General features: G+C 71.6%; 14 protein-coding genes. 12 read left to right on the top strand and 2 right to left on the bottom strand.

Annotation, left to right across the window (positions count from 1 at the left end; all coding sequences use genetic code 11):
- Window positions 1–7: 7 nt before the first annotated feature.
- The 6 genes from ACTWQC_RS03425 to hutI all read left to right on the top strand — a co-directional run bounded on the left by ACTWQC_RS03425 (window position 8) and on the right by hutI (window position 7,842).
- Window positions 8–940 (top strand): dihydrodipicolinate synthase family protein, encoded by a 933-nt coding sequence (locus ACTWQC_RS03425; RefSeq protein ID WP_443313989.1) that lies wholly within the window; start codon window positions 8–10, stop codon window positions 938–940.
- Window positions 940–2,001 (top strand): proline racemase family protein, encoded by a 1,062-nt coding sequence (locus tag ACTWQC_RS03420; RefSeq protein WP_443313988.1) that lies wholly within the window; start codon window positions 940–942, stop codon window positions 1,999–2,001. The genes ACTWQC_RS03425 and ACTWQC_RS03420 overlap by 1 nt, the downstream gene beginning before the upstream one ends.
- Before the next feature lie 84 nt (window positions 2,002–2,085).
- Complete coding sequence (gene hutU, locus ACTWQC_RS03415; RefSeq protein ID WP_443313987.1) at window positions 2,086–3,744, top strand: urocanate hydratase; 1,659 nt, start codon at window positions 2,086–2,088, stop codon at window positions 3,742–3,744.
- 191 nt (window positions 3,745–3,935) lie between these two features.
- Window positions 3,936–5,159 carry an allantoate amidohydrolase gene (locus ACTWQC_RS03410; protein WP_443313986.1) on the top strand — a complete coding sequence of 408 codons (1,224 nt, stop codon included), beginning with the start codon at window positions 3,936–3,938 and terminating at the stop codon, window positions 5,157–5,159.
- Window positions 5,150–6,520 (top strand): formimidoylglutamate deiminase, encoded by a 1,371-nt coding sequence (locus tag ACTWQC_RS03405; protein WP_443313985.1) that lies wholly within the window; start codon window positions 5,150–5,152, stop codon window positions 6,518–6,520. Before ACTWQC_RS03410 ends, ACTWQC_RS03405 begins: the two co-directional genes overlap by 10 nt.
- Window positions 6,521–6,678: 158 nt before the next feature.
- On the top strand, window positions 6,679–7,842 hold the full coding sequence (gene hutI, locus ACTWQC_RS03400; protein ID WP_443314196.1) for an imidazolonepropionase: 1,164 nt from the start codon (window positions 6,679–6,681) through the stop codon (window positions 7,840–7,842).
- A 61-nt stretch (window positions 7,843–7,903) separates the two neighbouring features.
- On the opposite strand, the gene ACTWQC_RS03395 is transcribed toward hutI, so the two are convergent.
- Window positions 7,904–8,881 carry an RNA polymerase sigma factor SigF gene (locus ACTWQC_RS03395; RefSeq protein ID WP_443313984.1) on the bottom strand — a complete coding sequence of 326 codons (978 nt, stop codon included), beginning with the start codon at window positions 8,879–8,881 and terminating at the stop codon, window positions 7,904–7,906.
- 230 nt (window positions 8,882–9,111) lie between these two features.
- On the opposite strand from ACTWQC_RS03395, the gene ACTWQC_RS03390 reads away from it, so the two are divergent.
- From ACTWQC_RS03390 to ACTWQC_RS03365, 6 genes are all read left to right on the top strand, one after another.
- On the top strand, window positions 9,112–9,492 hold the full coding sequence (locus tag ACTWQC_RS03390) for an STAS domain-containing protein (RefSeq protein ID WP_443313983.1): 381 nt from the start codon (window positions 9,112–9,114) through the stop codon (window positions 9,490–9,492).
- Window positions 9,493–9,663: 171 nt separating this feature from the next.
- A complete protein-coding gene (locus ACTWQC_RS03385) occupies window positions 9,664–10,149 on the top strand; it encodes an ATP-binding protein (RefSeq protein WP_443313982.1) in 486 nt (161 codons plus the stop codon).
- A gap of 175 nt (window positions 10,150–10,324) precedes the next feature.
- Window positions 10,325–11,041, top strand: a complete 717-nt coding sequence (locus ACTWQC_RS03380; protein ID WP_443314195.1) for an LPXTG cell wall anchor domain-containing protein — start codon at window positions 10,325–10,327, stop codon at window positions 11,039–11,041.
- A 274-nt stretch (window positions 11,042–11,315) separates the two neighbouring features.
- Window positions 11,316–12,353, top strand: coding sequence for a COG1470 family protein (locus ACTWQC_RS03375; protein WP_443313981.1), 1,038 nt, complete (start codon window positions 11,316–11,318; stop codon window positions 12,351–12,353).
- Between the two features lie 95 nt (window positions 12,354–12,448).
- Window positions 12,449–13,582 (top strand): hypothetical protein, encoded by a 1,134-nt coding sequence (locus ACTWQC_RS03370; protein WP_443313980.1) that lies wholly within the window; start codon window positions 12,449–12,451, stop codon window positions 13,580–13,582.
- Window positions 13,583–13,620: 38 nt separating this feature from the next.
- Entirely contained in the window at window positions 13,621–14,913 is a 1,293-nt protein-coding gene (locus tag ACTWQC_RS03365; RefSeq protein WP_443314194.1) for a hypothetical protein, read from the top strand.
- Between the two features lie 104 nt (window positions 14,914–15,017).
- Here ACTWQC_RS03365 and ACTWQC_RS03360 read toward each other — a convergent pair whose 3' ends face one another.
- On the bottom strand, window positions 15,018–16,544 hold the full coding sequence (locus ACTWQC_RS03360) for a peptide MFS transporter (protein WP_443313979.1): 1,527 nt from the start codon (window positions 16,542–16,544) through the stop codon (window positions 15,018–15,020).
- Window positions 16,545–16,808: the final 264 nt, after the last annotated feature.

Genomic DNA, 16,808 nt, shown 5'->3' with positions numbered 1-16,808 from the left:
GCCCCGGATGCCCAAGCCCCACGCGCAGTCCCTCACCGGCGTCATCGTCGCGACCGCCCTCCCCTACGCCGACGACCCCACCGCCCCCGCAGGCCTCCGCCCCGACCTCGACTGTTACGCGGCCCACTGCCGCTGGCTCGTCGACAGTGGATGTCACGGCGTAGGCCCCAACGGCTCGCTCGGGGAGTACTCCTCCCTCAGCGAGGCCGAGCGCCGCGCCGTCGCCCGTACCGCCGTCGACGCGGTCGGCCGGGACGCGCTCGTCGTCGTGGGCGTGCACGCGCCCGGCGCGCACCAGGCCCGGCGGCATGCCGAGCTCGCCGCCGAGGACGGCGCCGACGGGGTCCTGTGTCTCCCTCCGACCCTCTACCGCGCCAACACCGCCGAGATCGTGCACCACTTCGAGGAGGTGGCGAAGGCCGGCCTGCCCGTCATGGCGTACAACAACCCGTTCGACACCAAGGTCGACCTCACCCCCGAGGCGCTCGGTGAGATCGCCGCGATCGACAACGTCGTCGCGGTCAAGGAGTTCTCCGGCGACGTCCGCCGCGTCCTCCACATCAAGGAGCAGGCGCCGCGTCTCGCCGTCGTCGCCGGCGCCGACGACCTGGTCCTCGAAGCGCTCCTCATGGGCGCGACCGGCTGGTTCGCCGGGTTCCCGAACGTCTTCCCCGCCGAGTCCGCCCGGCTCTACGAGCTCGCCCGCGCCGGACGGCTCGCCGAGGCGAGGGCGCTGTACGAGCCGCTGGTCGCCGCATTCCGCTGGGACTCGCGCACCGAGTTCGTCCAGGCGATCAAGCGCGGCATGGACCTGGTCGGCCGGTACGGCGGCCCGTGCCGCCCGCCCCGCGGGCCGCTGACCGACGCCCAACTGGCCGCGGTGGATGCCGACATGAAACGAGCGCTGGATGCGTTTGCGCCGGCGGCGGAGGCGGTCTGATGCTCCCCCACAGCCTTAAGGGCGTGGGAGGTACCCCCCTCGCCCGCTGCTTCAGCGCCGTCGACTCCCACACCGAGGGCATGCCCACACGCGTCGTCACCGGCGGCGTCGGCCCGATCCCCGGTGACACCATGGCGGCCCGTCGCCTGCACTTCGTCGAGCACCTCGACCACATCCGCCGGCTGCTGGTGAACGAGCCGCGCGGCCACGCCGCGATGAGCGGCGCGATCCTCCAGCCCCCGACGCGCACCGATGCCGACTGGGGCGTGCTGTTCATCGAGGTCTCCGGATGCCTGCCGATGTGCGGGCACGGCACGATCGGCGTGGCGACGGTCCTGGTCGAGACCGGGATGGTCGAGGTGACCGAGTCGGTGACCACGGTGCGTCTGGACGCACCGGCAGGGCTGGTCGAGGCGCAGGTCGCCGTGCGCGACGGCCGCGCCGAGCACGTCACGCTCCGGAACGTGCCCTCGTACGCCGCCGAGCTCGACGCCACCGTGCGTGTGCCCGGCATCGGCGAGGTCCGCTACGACATGGCGTACGGCGGAAACTTCTACGCGATCACGCCGCTCGAGCGGCTCGGCCTCCCCTTCTCCCGGGAACGGAAGGGGGAGATCCTCGCGGCCGGTCTGGCCATCATGGGCGAGATCAACCGGCAGCGGCGGCCGGTCCACCCGGAGGAGGCGGGGATCTCGGGCTGCCACCACGTCCAGTTCACGGCCCCGGGAGAGCCGGGCCGGGGCGGCCCGGGTGCCCCGGATGGCAGCCACAGCCGTAACGCGATGGTCATCCACCCGGGCTGGTTCGACCGCTCGCCGTGCGGCACGGGCACCAGTGCCCGTATGGCGCAGCTGCACGCGCGCGGGGAGCTGCCGCTCCACCAGGACTTCGTCAACGAGTCCTTCATCGGCACCCGCTTCACCGGCCGTCTCACCGGGACCACCCGCGTCGGAGAGCACGAGGCCGTGGTCCCGACCGTCACGGGGCGGGCATGGATCACAGGGATGGGCCAGTACCTGCTGGACCCGGCGGACCCCTTCCCGGCCGGATTCACGCTGTAGTCGCACAGCCCCCTGTTGACTACGTCTATTCATCCTTAGAGGATGTGAATATCTCAATCCATCGACGGCAGGGAGGCAGGGCTCATGTCAGGACCGCGACCTGTGCGAGCACCGCGTGGTACGGAACTGAGCGCTCAGGGCTGGCAGCAGGAAGCCGCCCTGCGGATGCTGCAGAACAACCTCGACCCCGAGGTCGCCGAGCATCCGGACAAGCTCGTCGTCTACGGCGGCACGGGCAAGGCGGCCCGCGACTGGCGCTCCTTCGACGCCATGGTCCGCACGCTGCGGACGCTGAAGCAGGACGAGACCATGCTCGTCCAGTCCGGCCGCCCGGTGGGCGTGATGCAGACCCACGAGTGGGCGCCGCGTGTGCTGATCGCGAACTCCAACCTGGTCGGGGACTGGGCGAACTGGGAGGAGTTCCGGCGGCTGGAGGCCCTCGGACTCACCATGTACGGGCAGATGACGGCCGGTTCGTGGATCTACATCGGCACCCAGGGCATCCTCCAGGGCACGTACGAGACGTTCGCGGCCGTCGCCGCGAAGAAGTTCGGCGGGACGCTGGCGGGCACGACTACGCTGACGGCCGGTCTCGGCGGCATGGGCGGCGCCCAGCCGCTCGCGGTCACCATGAACGACGGTGTCGCCATCTGTATCGACTGCGACCCGCGCGCGATCGACCGCCGCATCGAGCATCGCTACCTGGATGTGAAGGCCGACAGTCTGGAGCACGCGCTCCAGCTGGCCGTCGAGGCGCGCGACGCCCGTCGCCCGCTCTCCATCGGCGTCCTCGGCAACGCGGCCGACCTCGTACCGCAGCTGCTCGCGATGAACGCCCCGATTGACATCGTGACGGACCAGACGAGCGCCCACGACCCGCTCTCATACCTCCCGCTGGGCATCGACTTCGACGACATGGCCTCGTACGCGGCCGAGAAGCCCGCGGACTTCACGCAGCGGGCGCGCGAGTCCATGGCCAGGCACGTCGAGGCGATGGTCGGCTTCATGGACGCGGGCGCCGAGGTCTTCGACTACGGCAACTCCATCCGCGGCGAGGCCCAACTGGCGGGCTACGACCGAGCCTTCGCCTTTCCCGGTTTCGTGCCCGCGTACATCCGGCCGCTGTTCTGCGAGGGCAAGGGCCCCTTCCGCTGGGCCGCCCTGTCCGGCGACCCGGCCGACATCGCCAGGACGGACCAGGCGATCCTCGACCTCTTCCCGGAGAACGAGTCCCTGGCCCGCTGGATCAAGATGGCGGGGGAGCGGGTGCACTTCCAGGGCCTCCCGGCCCGCATCTGCTGGCTCGGCTACGGCGAACGGGACCGCGCGGGCGAGCGCTTCAACGACATGGTGGCCTCCGGAGAGCTCCAGGCCCCGCTGGCCATCGGCCGCGACCACCTGGACTGCGGCTCGGTCGCCTCCCCGTACCGGGAGACGGAGGCCATGCTCGACGGCTCGGACGCGATCGCCGACTGGCCGCTGCTCAACGCGATGGTCAACGTCGCGTCGGGCGCGTCCTGGGTCTCGATCCACCACGGGGGCGGGGTCGGTATGGGCCGTTCCCTTCACGCAGGCCAAGTCACAGTCGCCGACGGCACGAGGCTGGGCGGCGAGAAGATCCGCCGCGTGCTCACGAACGACCCGGGCATGGGGGTCATCCGCCACGTCGATGCGGGTTATGACCGTGCGGACGAGGTCGCACGCGAGCGCGAGGTCCGCATCCCGATGCGGGAGGGCGCATGAACCCCGGTGTGGGCAATCGTTCCGCGGGGCGGAACGGGTGGGCACACCCCGACCACCGGCCCGCGGTCGGCGGTGATGCGCCAGCCCCCGCCGGGGATTCCGTTTCGTGCGCGCCTGCGGGCCGGTGGCCGGTTGTGCCCACCCGTTCCGCCCCGCGGAACGAATGCCCACAACCGGCCTCCTTCCACGAGATGTGGGCAGATCTCCTGCCCATCGGCCGCTCCGCGGCCACCGGCGGCTACCGCCGCTATGCCTGGACCGGCGCCGACGCCGACTGCCGCGCCTGGTTCCAGGCGCAGGCCGAGTCCCGCGGACTCGCCTACGAGCTGGACCGCAACGGCAACCAGTGGGCCTGGCTCGGCGACCCCGCAGGGGACAACGCCGTCGTCACCGGCTCGCACCTCGACTCCGTCCCCGACGGCGGCGCCTTCGACGGCCCCCTCGGCGTCGTCTCCTCCTTCGCCGCACTCGACGAGCTGCGAGCACGCCGGGCGGCGCCCACCCGCCCGATCGCGATCGTCAACTTCGGCGACGAGGAAGGCGCCCGCTTCGGCCTCGCCTGCGTCGGCTCCCGCCTCACCGCGGGGCAGCTGACCGCTGCGCAGGCGCACGATCTGCGCGACGCCGACGGCGTCACTCTCGCGCAGGCCATGGAGCGCGCGGGCCACGACCCGTCGGCGATCGGCCCCGACCCCGAACAACTCGCCCGCATCGGCGCGTTCGTCGAACTCCACGTCGAGCAGGGCCGCGCCCTCGCTGCGCTCGACAGCGGCTCCGCCGCGGGGATCAACCACCCCGTCGGCGTGGCCTCCGCGATCTGGCCGCACGGCCGCTGGCGGTTCGACTTCCACGGCGAGGCCAACCACGCCGGGACGACCCGTATCGAGGACCGCCGCGACCCGATGCTCACCTACGCCGCGGCCGTGCTCGCCGCCCGCGAGAAGGCGGCCCGCTCCGGCGCCCTCGCCACCTTCGGCAAGGTCAGCGTCGAGCCGAACGGCGTCAACGCCATCGCGTCCCTGGTCCGCGGCTGGCTCGACTCCCGCGCCGTCGATGAGCAGACCCTCGCCACCGTCGTGGCCGAGATCGAGCGGGCGGCCGTCGAGCGCGGGGCGCGCGAGGGCGTCGACGTGCGTGTCACCCGTGAGTCCTTCACCCCCGTGGTCGAGTTCGAGCACGGCCTGCGCGATAAGCTCGCGGCCCTGCTCGGCACGGACGGTGCGCCCGTCCCGGTGCTGCCTACGGGCGCGGGCCACGACGCCGGTATTTTGTCGGCCTCGGTGCCCACCGCCATGCTGTTCGTGCGGAACCCCACCGGCGTCTCGCACTCACCCGCAGAGACGGCCGTCGAGGACGACTGCCTCGCCGGCGTGACCGCACTCGCCGACGTACTGGAGGGCCTTGCGTGTCCCTGACACCGCAGACCTACTGGGCCGAACACGCCTGGCTGAACGGCACGGTCGAACCACAGGTGCTGATCGAGACCGGCCACGACGGGCGGATCGCGGCCGTGCACCCCGACACCGCCGTCCCGCCGCCCGGCTCGGTCACACTGCGCGGCCTGACCGTCCCCGGCATGGCCAACGCGCACTCACACGCCTTTCACCGCGCCCTGCGGGGCACGGTCCAGGTGGGCTCCGGCACCTTCTGGACCTGGCGCGAGGTGATGTACCAGTTCGCCTCCCGCCTCACCCCCGACACGTACTTCGACCTCGCCAGGGCCGTCTACGCCGAGATGGCTCTGGCCGGGATCACCGCCGTCGGCGAGTTCCACTATCTGCACCACGCCCCGGGCGGCGACCGGTACAGCAACCCCAACGCCATGGGCGAGGCCCTGATCGCGGCCGCCGCCGACGCGGGCATCCGCATCACCCTCCTCGACACCTGCTATCTCGCCTCCGGTTTCGGGACCGGCCGCAGCGGGGCGCCGCTCGGCCACGACCAGCTGCGCTTCGGCGACGGCAGCGCCGACGCCTGGGCCGAGCGCGTCTCGGCCCTCGCCCCCGGCTCGCTGGGCGACCACGCGCGGCTCGGCGCGGCCATCCACTCCGTACGCGCAGTCCCTGCCGTCGAGATGGGCACCGTCGCCAAGTGGGCCGAGGACCACCGCGCCCCCCTTCACGTCCACCTCTCCGAGCAGACCGCCGAGAACGACGCCTGCCGGCGGGCACACGGCTGTTCCCCGACCCGGCTGCTTGCCGACCACGGGGTGCTCGGCCGGCGCACCACCGCCGTCCACGCCACCCACCTCACCGCCGGAGACATCGCCCTGATCGGTGGCTCGTCCACCGGCGTGTGCATGTGCCCCACGACAGAGCGGGACCTCGCCGACGGCATCGGCCCGGCCAAGCAGCTCCACGATGCGGGCAGCACGCTCTGCCTCGGCAGCGACAGCCACGCCGTCATCGACCTGCTCGAAGAAGCCCGCGCCATGGAGCTCGACGAGCGGCTTCGCACCCGGACCCGCGGCCACTGGACCGCCTCTCAGCTGCTGCGCGCGGCCACCGAGGACGGACACGCCGCACTGGGCTGGCACGAGGCGGGCCGTATCGAGGTGGGCGCGCTCGCCGACCTCACCACGGTCGCGCTGGACTCGGTCCGCACCGTGGGGCCGATGCCCCGACTGGCCACCGAGACCGCGATATTCGCGGCGACCAGCGCGGACGTCCGCCACACCGTGGTCGCCGGACGCCACATCGTCCGCGACGGAGTCCACCAGCTCGTCCCGCACGTCCCGGCGTCACTGGCCGAAGCGATCGCGGCACTGCGGGTCTGACGGCCATCGGACGGGCGGAGAACAGCGAGCGGCCGGACCCCGGCGAAAGCCAGGACATGAGCGAACGCCCGGACCACCGCCAACGCCCGGACCACCGCCAACGCCCGGACCACCGCCAACGCCCGGACACCAGCGAACGGTTGGAGAACAGCGCGACCATGGCCACCGCCATCACCCACATCGCGAGCCTCGTCACGAATACCCCCTCCCTCGGCTCGGGCCCCCTCGGTCTGATCCAGGACGCGGCCGTCGTCATCGACGGCGACCGCATCGCCTGGGTCGGTGAAACCAGCAAAGCACCCACCACTGACAACCGGATCGTCGCCGAGGGCCGGGCCGTGATCCCCGGCTTCGTCGACTCCCACTCCCACCTGGTCTTCGCCGGAGACCGCACCGAGGAGTTCAACGCCCGCATGTCGGGCCGCGAGTACACCGCGGGCGGCATCCGCACCACCGTCGCCGCCACCCGCGCCGCCTCCGACCACGTCCTGCACGCCAACGCCGGCCGCTACGTCCGCGAGGCGCTGCGCCAGGGCACCACCACCATCGAGATCAAGTCCGGCTACGGCCTCACCGTCGAGGACGAGGCCCGCACTCTGGGCATCGCGGCCGCCCACACCGACGAAGTGACATACCTCGGCGCGCACATCGTCGCCCCCGAGTTCGCCGACGACCCGGCCGCGTACGTCGGCCTGGTCACCGGCCCGATGCTCGACGCCTGCGCCTCTTACGCCCGCTGGATCGACGTCTTCTGCGAGAAGGGCGCCTTCGACGGCGACCAGGCACGCGCCGTTCTCACGGCCGGCGCCGCCCGCGGCCTGACCCCGCGGGTGCACGCCAACCAGCTCTCGTACGGCCCCGGCGTACAGCTCGCCGTGGAGCTCGGCGCGGCCTCGGCCGACCACTGCACGCACCTGACCGACGCCGACGTCGACGCCCTCGCGAACGGCGACACGGTCGCCACCCTGCTCCCCGGCGCGGAGTTCTCCACGCGCGCGCAGTACCCCGACGCGCGCCGCCTGCTGGACGCGGGCGCCACGGTCGCACTGTCCCCCGACTGCAACCCCGGCTCGTCCTTCACCAGCTCCATGGCCTTCTGCATCGCCGTCGCCGTACGCGAGATGCGGATGACGCCGGACGAGGCGGTGTGGTCGGCGACGGCGGGCGGGGCCGCGGCGCTGCGCCGTACCGACGTGGGACGCATCGCGCCGGGCGCCCTGGCCGACCTGGTGCTGCTGGACGCCCCCTCGCACGTGCATCTCGCCTACCGCCCCGGCGTCCCCCTCGCGGCCGCCGTCTGGCACCGCGGCGAACTCGTGTGACAGACGTGTGGGCAGCAGTTCCGCTCAGCGGAACAACTGCCCACACGTCCACAATGGGGGGTTACTCGTCGATCATCAGGCCCTTGCGCAATCGGCCGAGGGTGCGTGTCAGCAGCCGCGACACGTGCATCTGCGAGATGCCGAGCTCCTCGCCGATCTCGGACTGCGTCATGTTGGCCACGAAGCGCAGCGACAGGATCTTCCGGTCCCGCGGCTGCAGCTCGGCGATCAGCGGCTTCAGCGACTCGACGTACTCGATGCCCTCGAGCCCGTGATCCTCGTAACCGATGCGGTCCGCCAGGGCGCCCTCGGTGTCGTCCTCCTCGGGCTGGGCGTCGAGCGAGCTCGCGGTGTACGCGTTGCTCGCGGCCATGCCTTCGACGACCTCGTCCTTGGTGATGCCGAGGCGCTCGGCGAGCTCGGCCACCGACGGCGCGCGGTCGAGCTGCTGGGACAGCTCGTCGCCCGCCTTGGCCAGGTCGAGCCGCAGCTCCTGCAGCCGCCTCGGAACGCGCACCGACCAGCTGGTGTCGCGGAAGAACCGCTTGATCTCGCCGACGATCGTCGGCATCGCGAAGGTGGGGAACTCCACGCCGCGGCTCAGCTCGAAGCGGTCGATCGCCTTGATCAGGCCGATCGTGCCGACCTGGACGATGTCCTCCATGGGCTCGCTGCGGGAGCGGAACCGGGAGGCCGCGAACTTCACCAGGGCGAGGTTGAGCTCGACCAGCGTGTTACGGACGTACGCGTACTCGTGGGTGCCTTCCTCGAGCGACTCGAGTCGCGCGAAGAGGGTCTTGGACAGGGCCCTCGCGTCGAGCGGGGCCACCTCGTCGTACGGAGGGATCTCGGGGAGGTCCGCGAAGACGTCTTCGTCGTGACCCTCGTGAGCGCCGATCTGGTGCTCGAGCGGTTCGAGCCGCGCGAGCGCCTGCTCCGGCTGCTCGGGTTCGGTTGTCGACGTCGCGGACCGGGGCCCGTGGGGGGCGTCGTCGGCGGTACGCAGCTCGTCGAGCCGGGGTGACATTGTCTCCTCCATCGTTCTCGGCATATGGCTGCCGGGTGCCGATTCTCTTCCTGCGGTGTGCGGCGCCTCCGAAGCCGGCTGTGGTTGAACGTGTCCCTACTAGCCCTACCCGCTCCGGCCAGCGGAAAGCAAGGTCTGATTATGGCCCTATGTCCGTTTCGAGGGGATGTTCGTCTACCGGACGGCGTATCGAAGGCGTAGGGTTCGGGGTGCGCCGTCGCAAGCAACCAGAAGGGGTGCGCATGGACCGCGGGATGGTCGGCAGTGCCAACAGGGGCCGACTCCAGGTCGAGGTTCGGCACCACGGGTCCAGCGCGGTCGTAACACCGGCGGGTGAGCTCGATCACCACACCGCCGAGGTGCTGCGAGAGCCGCTGGAGGGGTGCGTCGACCAGGGGCGATCCCGGCTGGTGGTGGACTGTTCACAGCTCGAGTTCTGTGATTCCACCGGGCTCAACGTACTGCTGGGCGCCCGGCTCAAGGCCGAAGCGGCAGGTGGTGGCGTCCATCTGGTCGGCATGCTCCCCGTGGTCGCGAGGGTCTTCGAGATCACAGGCGCGGAGGCCGTCTTCACTGTGCATGACACGCTCGACGAGGCTCTCGCCGACTCGCCGGCCGACTGAGCGCTCCCCCGCCCGCCGCGAATCGTGATACGCGCGTTATATGCGTCACACGTTCCGCAGCGAAGAAGTGGGTGTTCTCGCGCATTGGTCGGGCAGGAGACAGCTGAATCTGATGAATCTGTCAGGTACCCGTTACCTGTGTTACCGGCGAATCGGTGAGGTGAAGCGCTGATGAGCACCACGCGGCCGTACTCGCCGGGTGATCGCGGCCCGGAGTCGGGCGGTGCTTCCCCTGCCGTACCCGCGTCCGGCCAGGTGCGTACGCTGCGTCTCAACGGGGCGAGCGGCATCGTCCCGAGCGCCCGGGACTTCACCCGGCAGGCCCTCTACGACTGGGGCTGGCTGCCTGCGGCCACCGGCGACCAGCGGGCCGCGGCCGAGGATGTGCTGCTCGTCGTCTCCGAGCTCGTCACCAACGCCTGTCTGCACGCCGAGGGCCCGGAGGAGCTCCGCGTCGGCTGCACGGCCAAGGTCCTGCGGCTCGAGGTCGTGGACCTCGGCACGGGCTCGCCCGCACCCCGCACCCCGCACCGCGCGGGGCGGCCCGGCGGCCACGGCATGTTCATCGTCCAGCGGCTGTGCCTGGACTGGGGGGTCGTGCGGAACGCCGACGGCATCGGCAAGACCGTTTGGGCGGAACTGGCCGCGCCCGCCTAGGACGCCGCTTCTGCCCCCAGCCTGTTCCGAACACGCCGATCCGGCGTGTTCTTTGTCTTCCCTCTACAAGGTCCCCGGCGTACTGTCGCGCCGGATCTGATGTGTCGTCAGTAATTGACCGGTGGCGACAACCGACCGACGAGAGGGGGATCCCGAGGTGTCCGAGGTTTCCGAGGTGTCCCGTACGAAGCGCCGTGCGGCCGCGCGCGGGGGCGCGCTCGCGGTGGCTGCGGCAGTGGCGGCCGGGTCCGCGGTTCTGCTGGCCGCCCCTGCCGCCCACGCCGAGGTCGTGGACGTCGACTACCAGTGCAAGACGCCGATCGGCAACAAGGGCGCGGTCTCGCCCATCGACATCAGGAGCGTCAAGAACGGCAGCGCCTACAAGCTCACCATGACCTTCGAGAAAGGCGTCTCGTCCAGCCCGGTCGAGCTGGGCAAGGGGGCGATGAAGCCGAGTGCGCTGATCAAGCTGGGCGGAGCGGAGAGCGGCACGGTGCCCGTGTCGGGCCCGCCGAACGCCGAGGCGATCCCCGCCAACACCCCGATCAAGATCACTGACTTGACGGGTACCTACACCCCGAAGGCGAGCGGCAAGGTCACCTTCACCGCCTCGACCCTGACGATCAAGGCGCTGGGCACGACGACCACGTGCAACCCGGTGAACGACCCCAAGCCGTCGCTGGCGCTCGACGTGCAGGGCGCCGCGGGCGGTACCGGTGGTACCGGTGGTACGGGCGGTGCGCAGTCGGAGCCGTCGGGCGGCGAGCAGCTGCCGCAGACCGGGCCTGCGGACTCGGCGGTGGCGCTCGGAACTCTCGGCGGAACGGTTCTCCTCGCCGGAGTGGCCGGAGCGCTCTGGCTGACCCGCCGCGGCCAGCGGCCGACGGCCTAGCGCGGGCGCGCTCCCGCGCGGAGGCGCTGGTGCCGCCGCCCCGCGCGGCCGCGGACGGAGCCGACCGCCGAGCCGCACGACCGGCCCCGCTGCCGGCCGCCGACCGCGGGCCGCCGACCGCGGGCCTGGGCCCCGGGGCTGCGGGCTCAGCTGATCACCGACGCTGACCGAGGTTCGGCGAGCCGTCGGCCCCTTGCCGATAGCGCACCACGTGCCCCCCCCGCGGTGCGCCAGTGCCCAACCCGTCCGCGAGCGAACACTTGAGGAGCCGCCGATGACGTCCCGTACTCGCAGGGGAGCCGTGGTTCTTGCCGCAGCGCTGGCCGCTGCCGCTGCGGTGCTGGTCAGTGCGACTGCGTACGGGGTGCCCGCCGCGGACGCGGGCTGGTCGGCCGCGCCCGCGCCTGGGGGCGGGAGCAGGCCCAGTGCGGGAGGGCGGGCGTACTTCTATCTGGAGGGGCGGCCGGGAAGCGTGCTCGAGGACACGGTCGCCGTCACCAACCCCGGCGACCGGCCGCGGACCGTAGAACTGCGCGGCGCCGACGCGTACAACACGCACGCCGGGGCCTTCGCCGTACGGGAGACCGGCCGGAGTACCGGCGTCGGCGCGTGGGTCGCCCTCGCCTCCACGCAGGTGAAGGTGCCGCCCCGCACCCGGGCCGAGGTCCCCTTCACGGTGACCGTCCCGCCGGACGCCGTGCCCGGCGACCACCCCGGCGCGGTCGTCGTGACCGGCGGCGGGCGGGAGTCGGGCGTACGGATCCATCTGCGGGTCACCGGGCCGACGCTGTCCGCGCTGTCGGTCGAGGACGTGTCCGTCGCGGAGACCGGCAGCGGCGCCGAGATCCACTACGCGCTCGTCAACCGCGGCAACACCGCGCTGAGCCCCCGGATCGCGGTACGGGCCGACGGCCTCTTCGGCGACGAGGTGCTCCAGCGAGACGCCCGCGCCCTCCCGATGGAGCTTCTGCCGGGCCAGCGGGTGCGGCTCACCGAGAAGTGGCCCGGGGCGCCCTGGCTCGACTCGGTGCAGGTCGCGCTCACCGCCACCGCTGCGGGCGGCGCCCACGGCTCGGCCACCGCCTCGTACACCGCCTTCCCCTGGGCGGCGGCCGGGTTCCTGCTGCTCGGCGGCGGCCTGGCGGCGGCGGCCGCGGGCGGCACGTACGTGCGCCGCAGACGCAGAAGGGCGTCCCGCGCGAGCGGCGCGGAGCAAGCAGGAGCAGGAGACGGAGACGGAGCGGACGACGGAGGGCACGAGGCCGGGTGCGAGCGGACGTTGGCGGATACGGGATCGGGGGCGGCACGGTGAGCGGCAGCAAGGACATCCGGCGACCTGCCGGGCCGGGGTGTCCTCCGGCCCGACCGGGCACGGGGACGGACGACTCCGTGCTCGCTCGTCCGCGCGTGGCCAGGCGCTCAACGCGCGCAGCCGCGCCGCCCGCACAGCGCTCCGTGCTGGCCGCGCTGCTCGCCGTCCTGGCCGCCGCCTCGTTCGTCGTCTTCCCCGCCGGAGGCGCCTCGCGCGCCGCGGCCGCCGAGAGCCCGAACGTCAGCCTCTCCGAAGAGGAGGCGGGCGCCGGCGGGACGATCACCGTCACAGGCGAGGGCTGGCGGCCCCGCACTCTCCTGACGCTGCTCATCTGCGGCCAGAACATGATCGGCGGTACCAACGCCTGCGCCAACGCCGACGGACGCGCCGTCACCACCCGCCCCGACGGCACCTTCACCAGGAAGCTGCCGGTCGCGGAACCGCCCAAGCCCTGCCCCTGTGTCGTGCACGTCGCGACCGTGACGGGCGAGGCCGCCTCGGCGGACGCGACGCTGAAGGTCGCCGGGCACCCGGTCGCCCCGCTGCCCGAGGACGAGGGAACCGGGCGGCTCGCGGTGCTCGCGGCGCGGCTCGAGGGGTCGAGCGGGCTGCTCACCTGGTTCGGCGCGCCGGCGCGGCGCCAACTCGTCCTGACCGTCGGCAACCTCGGTTCGGCCCCGGCCAGGAACCCCGTCTTCCGGGTCGGCACCTCGCATGGCGTGTTCGCCCCTCAGTGGGAGGAACAGCAGTGGCGCGGAACCGTACAGCCAGGTGAGAAGGCGCGGATCAGGCTGCCGGTCGAGCTGGCCGCGGGCGCGCACGGCGACTACCTCGTGTCCCTGAAGTACGGGGACAAGGTGCTCACCGAACAGCCGTGGGGCGTCGGGCGCCCGTGGGGTGTGACGCTCTTCTGGGTGCTGCTGTTCGTCGTCGTCCCGGCCGCGGTCTTCCGGATCGGCATGGCGGTCGTCGACCGCGTACGGCCGCGGGCGCCGGGCCGTACGGCGGGTCATACGGCGGGCCGTCACCGCACCCGGCAGCGCGGCCTGAACCCCCCGGACCCCCTGGATCCCCCGGACCCCCCGGGCGACCCGGATCCCCCGGACCCCACCGCGGCGAGCGAACCCGCCGCCGCCTTCCCCTGGTTCACCCCCGACACGCTTCCGTCCCGGGAAGCACCTCTCTCCGCACCGTCAGAAGACCGACCCACGTCGAAAGGAAGCTCGTGAATTCCCAACGGAAGCTGAGCGCGGCCGGTTCAGCGCTGATGCTCGGCGGTGCGGGGCTCCTGATCGCCGCGAGCCCGGCACAGGCCGCAGAGGTGTCGTTCGCCACGGAATGCATACCGCCGCCGATCTCCGGCATGCCACCGGTGCAGGGCACCACCAAGGTGGACATCCAGGCCCCGGACACGGCCAAGGTCGGGGACACCGTCGAGGTGGTGTGGAAGACGGTGCAGGCCGCTTCCAAGAACCCCGACGTCCTCGACCTGGAGAAGGACAGCGTCAAGCCGACGGGAAAGATCGCGGTGGCGGGCGCGCAGAGCGGTGAGCTGCCGGTGGAGGGCGCACGGCAGAACCCGCCGATCCCCAAGAACAGTCCCATGGTGCTGTCCGACATGAAGGGCACACTGAAGCTGGAGAAGGCGGGCGAGGTGACGCTGACGCCCGGCTTCTACAACATCAACGTCAACGAGCCCATCTCCACGGACACCAAGTGTTCTCCAAAGGAGGAGGTGAAGCCCGCCGCCACCATCAAGGTGACGGACGGCGGCGGGGACACGACCGGCGGAAACACCACGGGCGGCAGCTCGTCGTCCGGGGGTACGTCGTCCGGTTCGGCCTCCGGCGGATCCTCCGGCGGCGGGGGAGACCCCGACGGCACCGAGTACAAGGGCAAGGAGGTCGAGGTCCCGTACACGTGCAAGACCCCCATCGGCGACAAGGAGGCGACCTCACCGGTCCAGATCAACGGCAAGAAGAACGGCGGCAGTTTCGATCTGACGGTGAAGTTCACCAAGTCCGTCATGGACAGCCCGGCCGATATCCCGGAGGACTCGGTCAAGCCCTCCATGGAGGTCGTGCTGGGCGGCGCCGACAAGGGCACGGTCCACGTCGCAGGGCCGACGAACAAGGAGCCCATCAAGTCCGGTGACCCCATCGAGATCCCCGATCTCAAGGGCACGTACAAGCCGGGTGCCACCGGCAAGGCGACGCTCACCCCGGGCGTCCTGACCATCGAGGCCCTGGGCACGACCACCACCTGCACGCCGGCGAAGGACCCGGGCGTCTCGCTCGAACTGGACACCTCGGCCCAGCCGGGCGGCGCTTCCGGCGGCTCGTCCGCGGGCGGCTCCGCGGCGGGAGGCGCCGCGGGCGGTTCGGGCGGCTCGGCCGGCGGCTCTGCAGGCGGCTCGTCCGCGAGCGGCGGCCTCGCCGAGACCGGCGCGAGCGACAACGGCGCCCTGCGCGCCCTCGGCCTGGTCGCGGGCACGGTCATTCTGCTCGGCGGCGCGGTCTTCACCTTCACCCCCTGGCGCAGGCTGCGCGGTACCCGCTAGCCGGCGGAGGCCGATGAATGCGAAGGCCCCGGCGCACTCGGTGGCACCGAGTGCGCCGGGGCCCTCACCAGGCTTACGCCAGTGGGCCGGTGGGCCGGAGTGGGTCAGTGGACGTCGGCCATCAGCCCCGCGACCCGCTTGCGGTACATGTAGATCGCGAATCCGGCCAGGGCCGCGAGCGCCGCCTCGAGTCCGACGACGCCGGACCCGCTGAGGTCCACACCCGCCAGCGACAGCAGGCCGGTTGCGCAGTCGCCCGCGGTGACCGCGAGGAACCACACGCCCATCATCTGGCTCGCGTACTTCGCCGGGGCCATCTTGGTCGTCACCGACAGGCCGACCGGGGAGAGGCAGAGCTCACCGATCGTCTGGACCATGTAGATCGAGACCAGCCACATCGGGCTGACCTTCGTGCCGCCCTCGGCCATCAGCATCGGAATGACGAAGACGAAGAACGAGGCGCCGATCAGCACCAGCGCGCCCGCGAACTTCACCGTCGTGCTCGGCTCCCGGTCACGCCGGGACAGCCACACCCACAGCCAGGCGAAGACCGGAGCCAGCGCCATGATGAACAGCGGGTTCAGGGACTGGAACCACGAGGACGGAAAGCCGAAGCCGAGCAGCGTGTCCGCGGTCCTGGTCTCGGCGAAGGCGGCCAGCGTGGAGCCGCCCTGGTCGTAGATCATCCAGAAGACGGCGGCGGCTACGAAGAACCAGATGTAGCCGCTCATCTTGGTCTGCTCGACCGCCGACAGCTCCCTGTCGCGCTTGATGCGGAACAGCACCGCCGTCGGAATGACCAGGCCGAGCAGAGTGATCGGCACCAGCGCCCAGTTGAGCGTGAAGCTGCCGGAGAAGGCGACCACACCGTAGAAGACGGTCGCGACGATCAGCCAGAGCAGGCCCTTGCGCAGCGTGGAGTCGCGCTCCTCGCGGGACAGCGGGGCGTTCACCACGCTGCTCTTCTCGCTGAGGTGGCGGGAGCCGATGAGGAACTGGAGCAGCCCCAGCGCCATGCCGACGGCCGCGAGCACGAAGCCGTAGTGCCAGCCGACCGTCTGGCCGACCGTGCCGATGACCAGCGGGGCGGCGAAGGCACCGAGGTTGATGCCCATGTAGAAGAGGGTGAAGCCGCCGTCGCGGCGCGGGTCCTGCGGACCGTCGTAGAGGTGGCCGACCATCGTGGAGATGTTGGCCTTCAGCAGACCGGAGCCCAGCGCCACCAGGCCCAGGCCGACGAAGAACGTCGCCTGGCCGGGCAGGGCCAGCGCGAGGTGGCCGGAGATGATGACACCGCCCGCGATGGCGACGGTCTTGCGCGGGCCCCAGACCCGGTCGCCGAACCAGCCGCCGGGCATGGCCAGCAGATAGACCATGGCGAGGTAAACGGAGTAGATGGCCACCGCGTTGGCCTCGGACATGCCCAGACCGCCGCCCTGGCTGCCGGGCTTGGCGTCGGGGCCGCCGGCGATCAGGTAGACGACGAGCAGCGCCCGCATCCCGTAGAAGCTGAAGCGCTCCCACATCTCGGTCATGAAGAGGGTGGCCAGTCCGCGCGGGTGGCCGAAGAAGGTCTTGCCGCTTGCAGGGGTCCCCTGCTGTGCGGCGCCCTTCGTCAGGCTGGACGCCATGGTCGTTCCTTGCTCGCTCGGGACGCACCCGTGTGTGGGGGGAGCGCCCGGAATGGGGGGTGAGGTGGCGGCCGCGCACAGACGAAGGACCTCCGGCGCTTCGAACGCAGCCAAAGGTCCCTGATCGTGTGGATGGACGCTTCGTCACCATACGTCAAGTTATGGGACATATGGAAGGACTTGAGGTATGGATCACAGGTGAACGCGGAACCAGCGAGGCACATTCGAAGGTAGCCCACGACCTCGCCGCCTCATCCCAGAGGC

The sequence above is a fragment of the Streptomyces sp. 8N616 genome (assembly GCF_052246385.1).
Classification (GTDB): Bacteria; Actinomycetota; Actinomycetes; order Streptomycetales; family Streptomycetaceae; genus Streptomyces.
The sequence above is the reverse complement of the archived record's forward strand: the minus strand, read 5'-3'. Positions and strand labels throughout refer to the sequence as shown.

Bases quoted from the DNA above. Each gene is read 5' to 3' on its own strand.
- hutI (WP_443314196.1), top strand. From the start codon at position 6,679: ATGGCCACCGCCATCACCCACATCGCGAGCCTCGTCACGAATACCCCC.
- ACTWQC_RS03390 (WP_443313983.1), top strand. From the start codon at position 9,112: ATGGACCGCGGGATGGTCGGCAGTGCCAACAGGGGCCGACTCCAGGTC.
- ACTWQC_RS03385 (WP_443313982.1), top strand. From the start codon at position 9,664: ATGAGCACCACGCGGCCGTACTCGCCGGGTGATCGCGGCCCGGAGTCG.
- ACTWQC_RS03360 (WP_443313979.1), bottom strand. From the start codon at position 16,544: ATGGCGTCCAGCCTGACGAAGGGCGCCGCACAGCAGGGGACCCCTGCA.
- hutU (WP_443313987.1), top strand. From the start codon at position 2,086: ATGTCAGGACCGCGACCTGTGCGAGCACCGCGTGGTACGGAACTGAGC.
- ACTWQC_RS03425 (WP_443313989.1), top strand. From the start codon at position 8: ATGCCCAAGCCCCACGCGCAGTCCCTCACCGGCGTCATCGTCGCGACC.
- ACTWQC_RS03395 (WP_443313984.1), bottom strand. From the start codon at position 8,881: ATGGAGGAGACAATGTCACCCCGGCTCGACGAGCTGCGTACCGCCGAC.
- ACTWQC_RS03365 (WP_443314194.1), top strand. From the start codon at position 13,621: ATGCTCGGCGGTGCGGGGCTCCTGATCGCCGCGAGCCCGGCACAGGCC.
- ACTWQC_RS03410 (WP_443313986.1), top strand. From the start codon at position 3,936: ATGTGGGCAGATCTCCTGCCCATCGGCCGCTCCGCGGCCACCGGCGGC.
- ACTWQC_RS03420 (WP_443313988.1), top strand. From the start codon at position 940: ATGCTCCCCCACAGCCTTAAGGGCGTGGGAGGTACCCCCCTCGCCCGC.
- ACTWQC_RS03375 (WP_443313981.1), top strand. From the start codon at position 11,316: ATGACGTCCCGTACTCGCAGGGGAGCCGTGGTTCTTGCCGCAGCGCTG.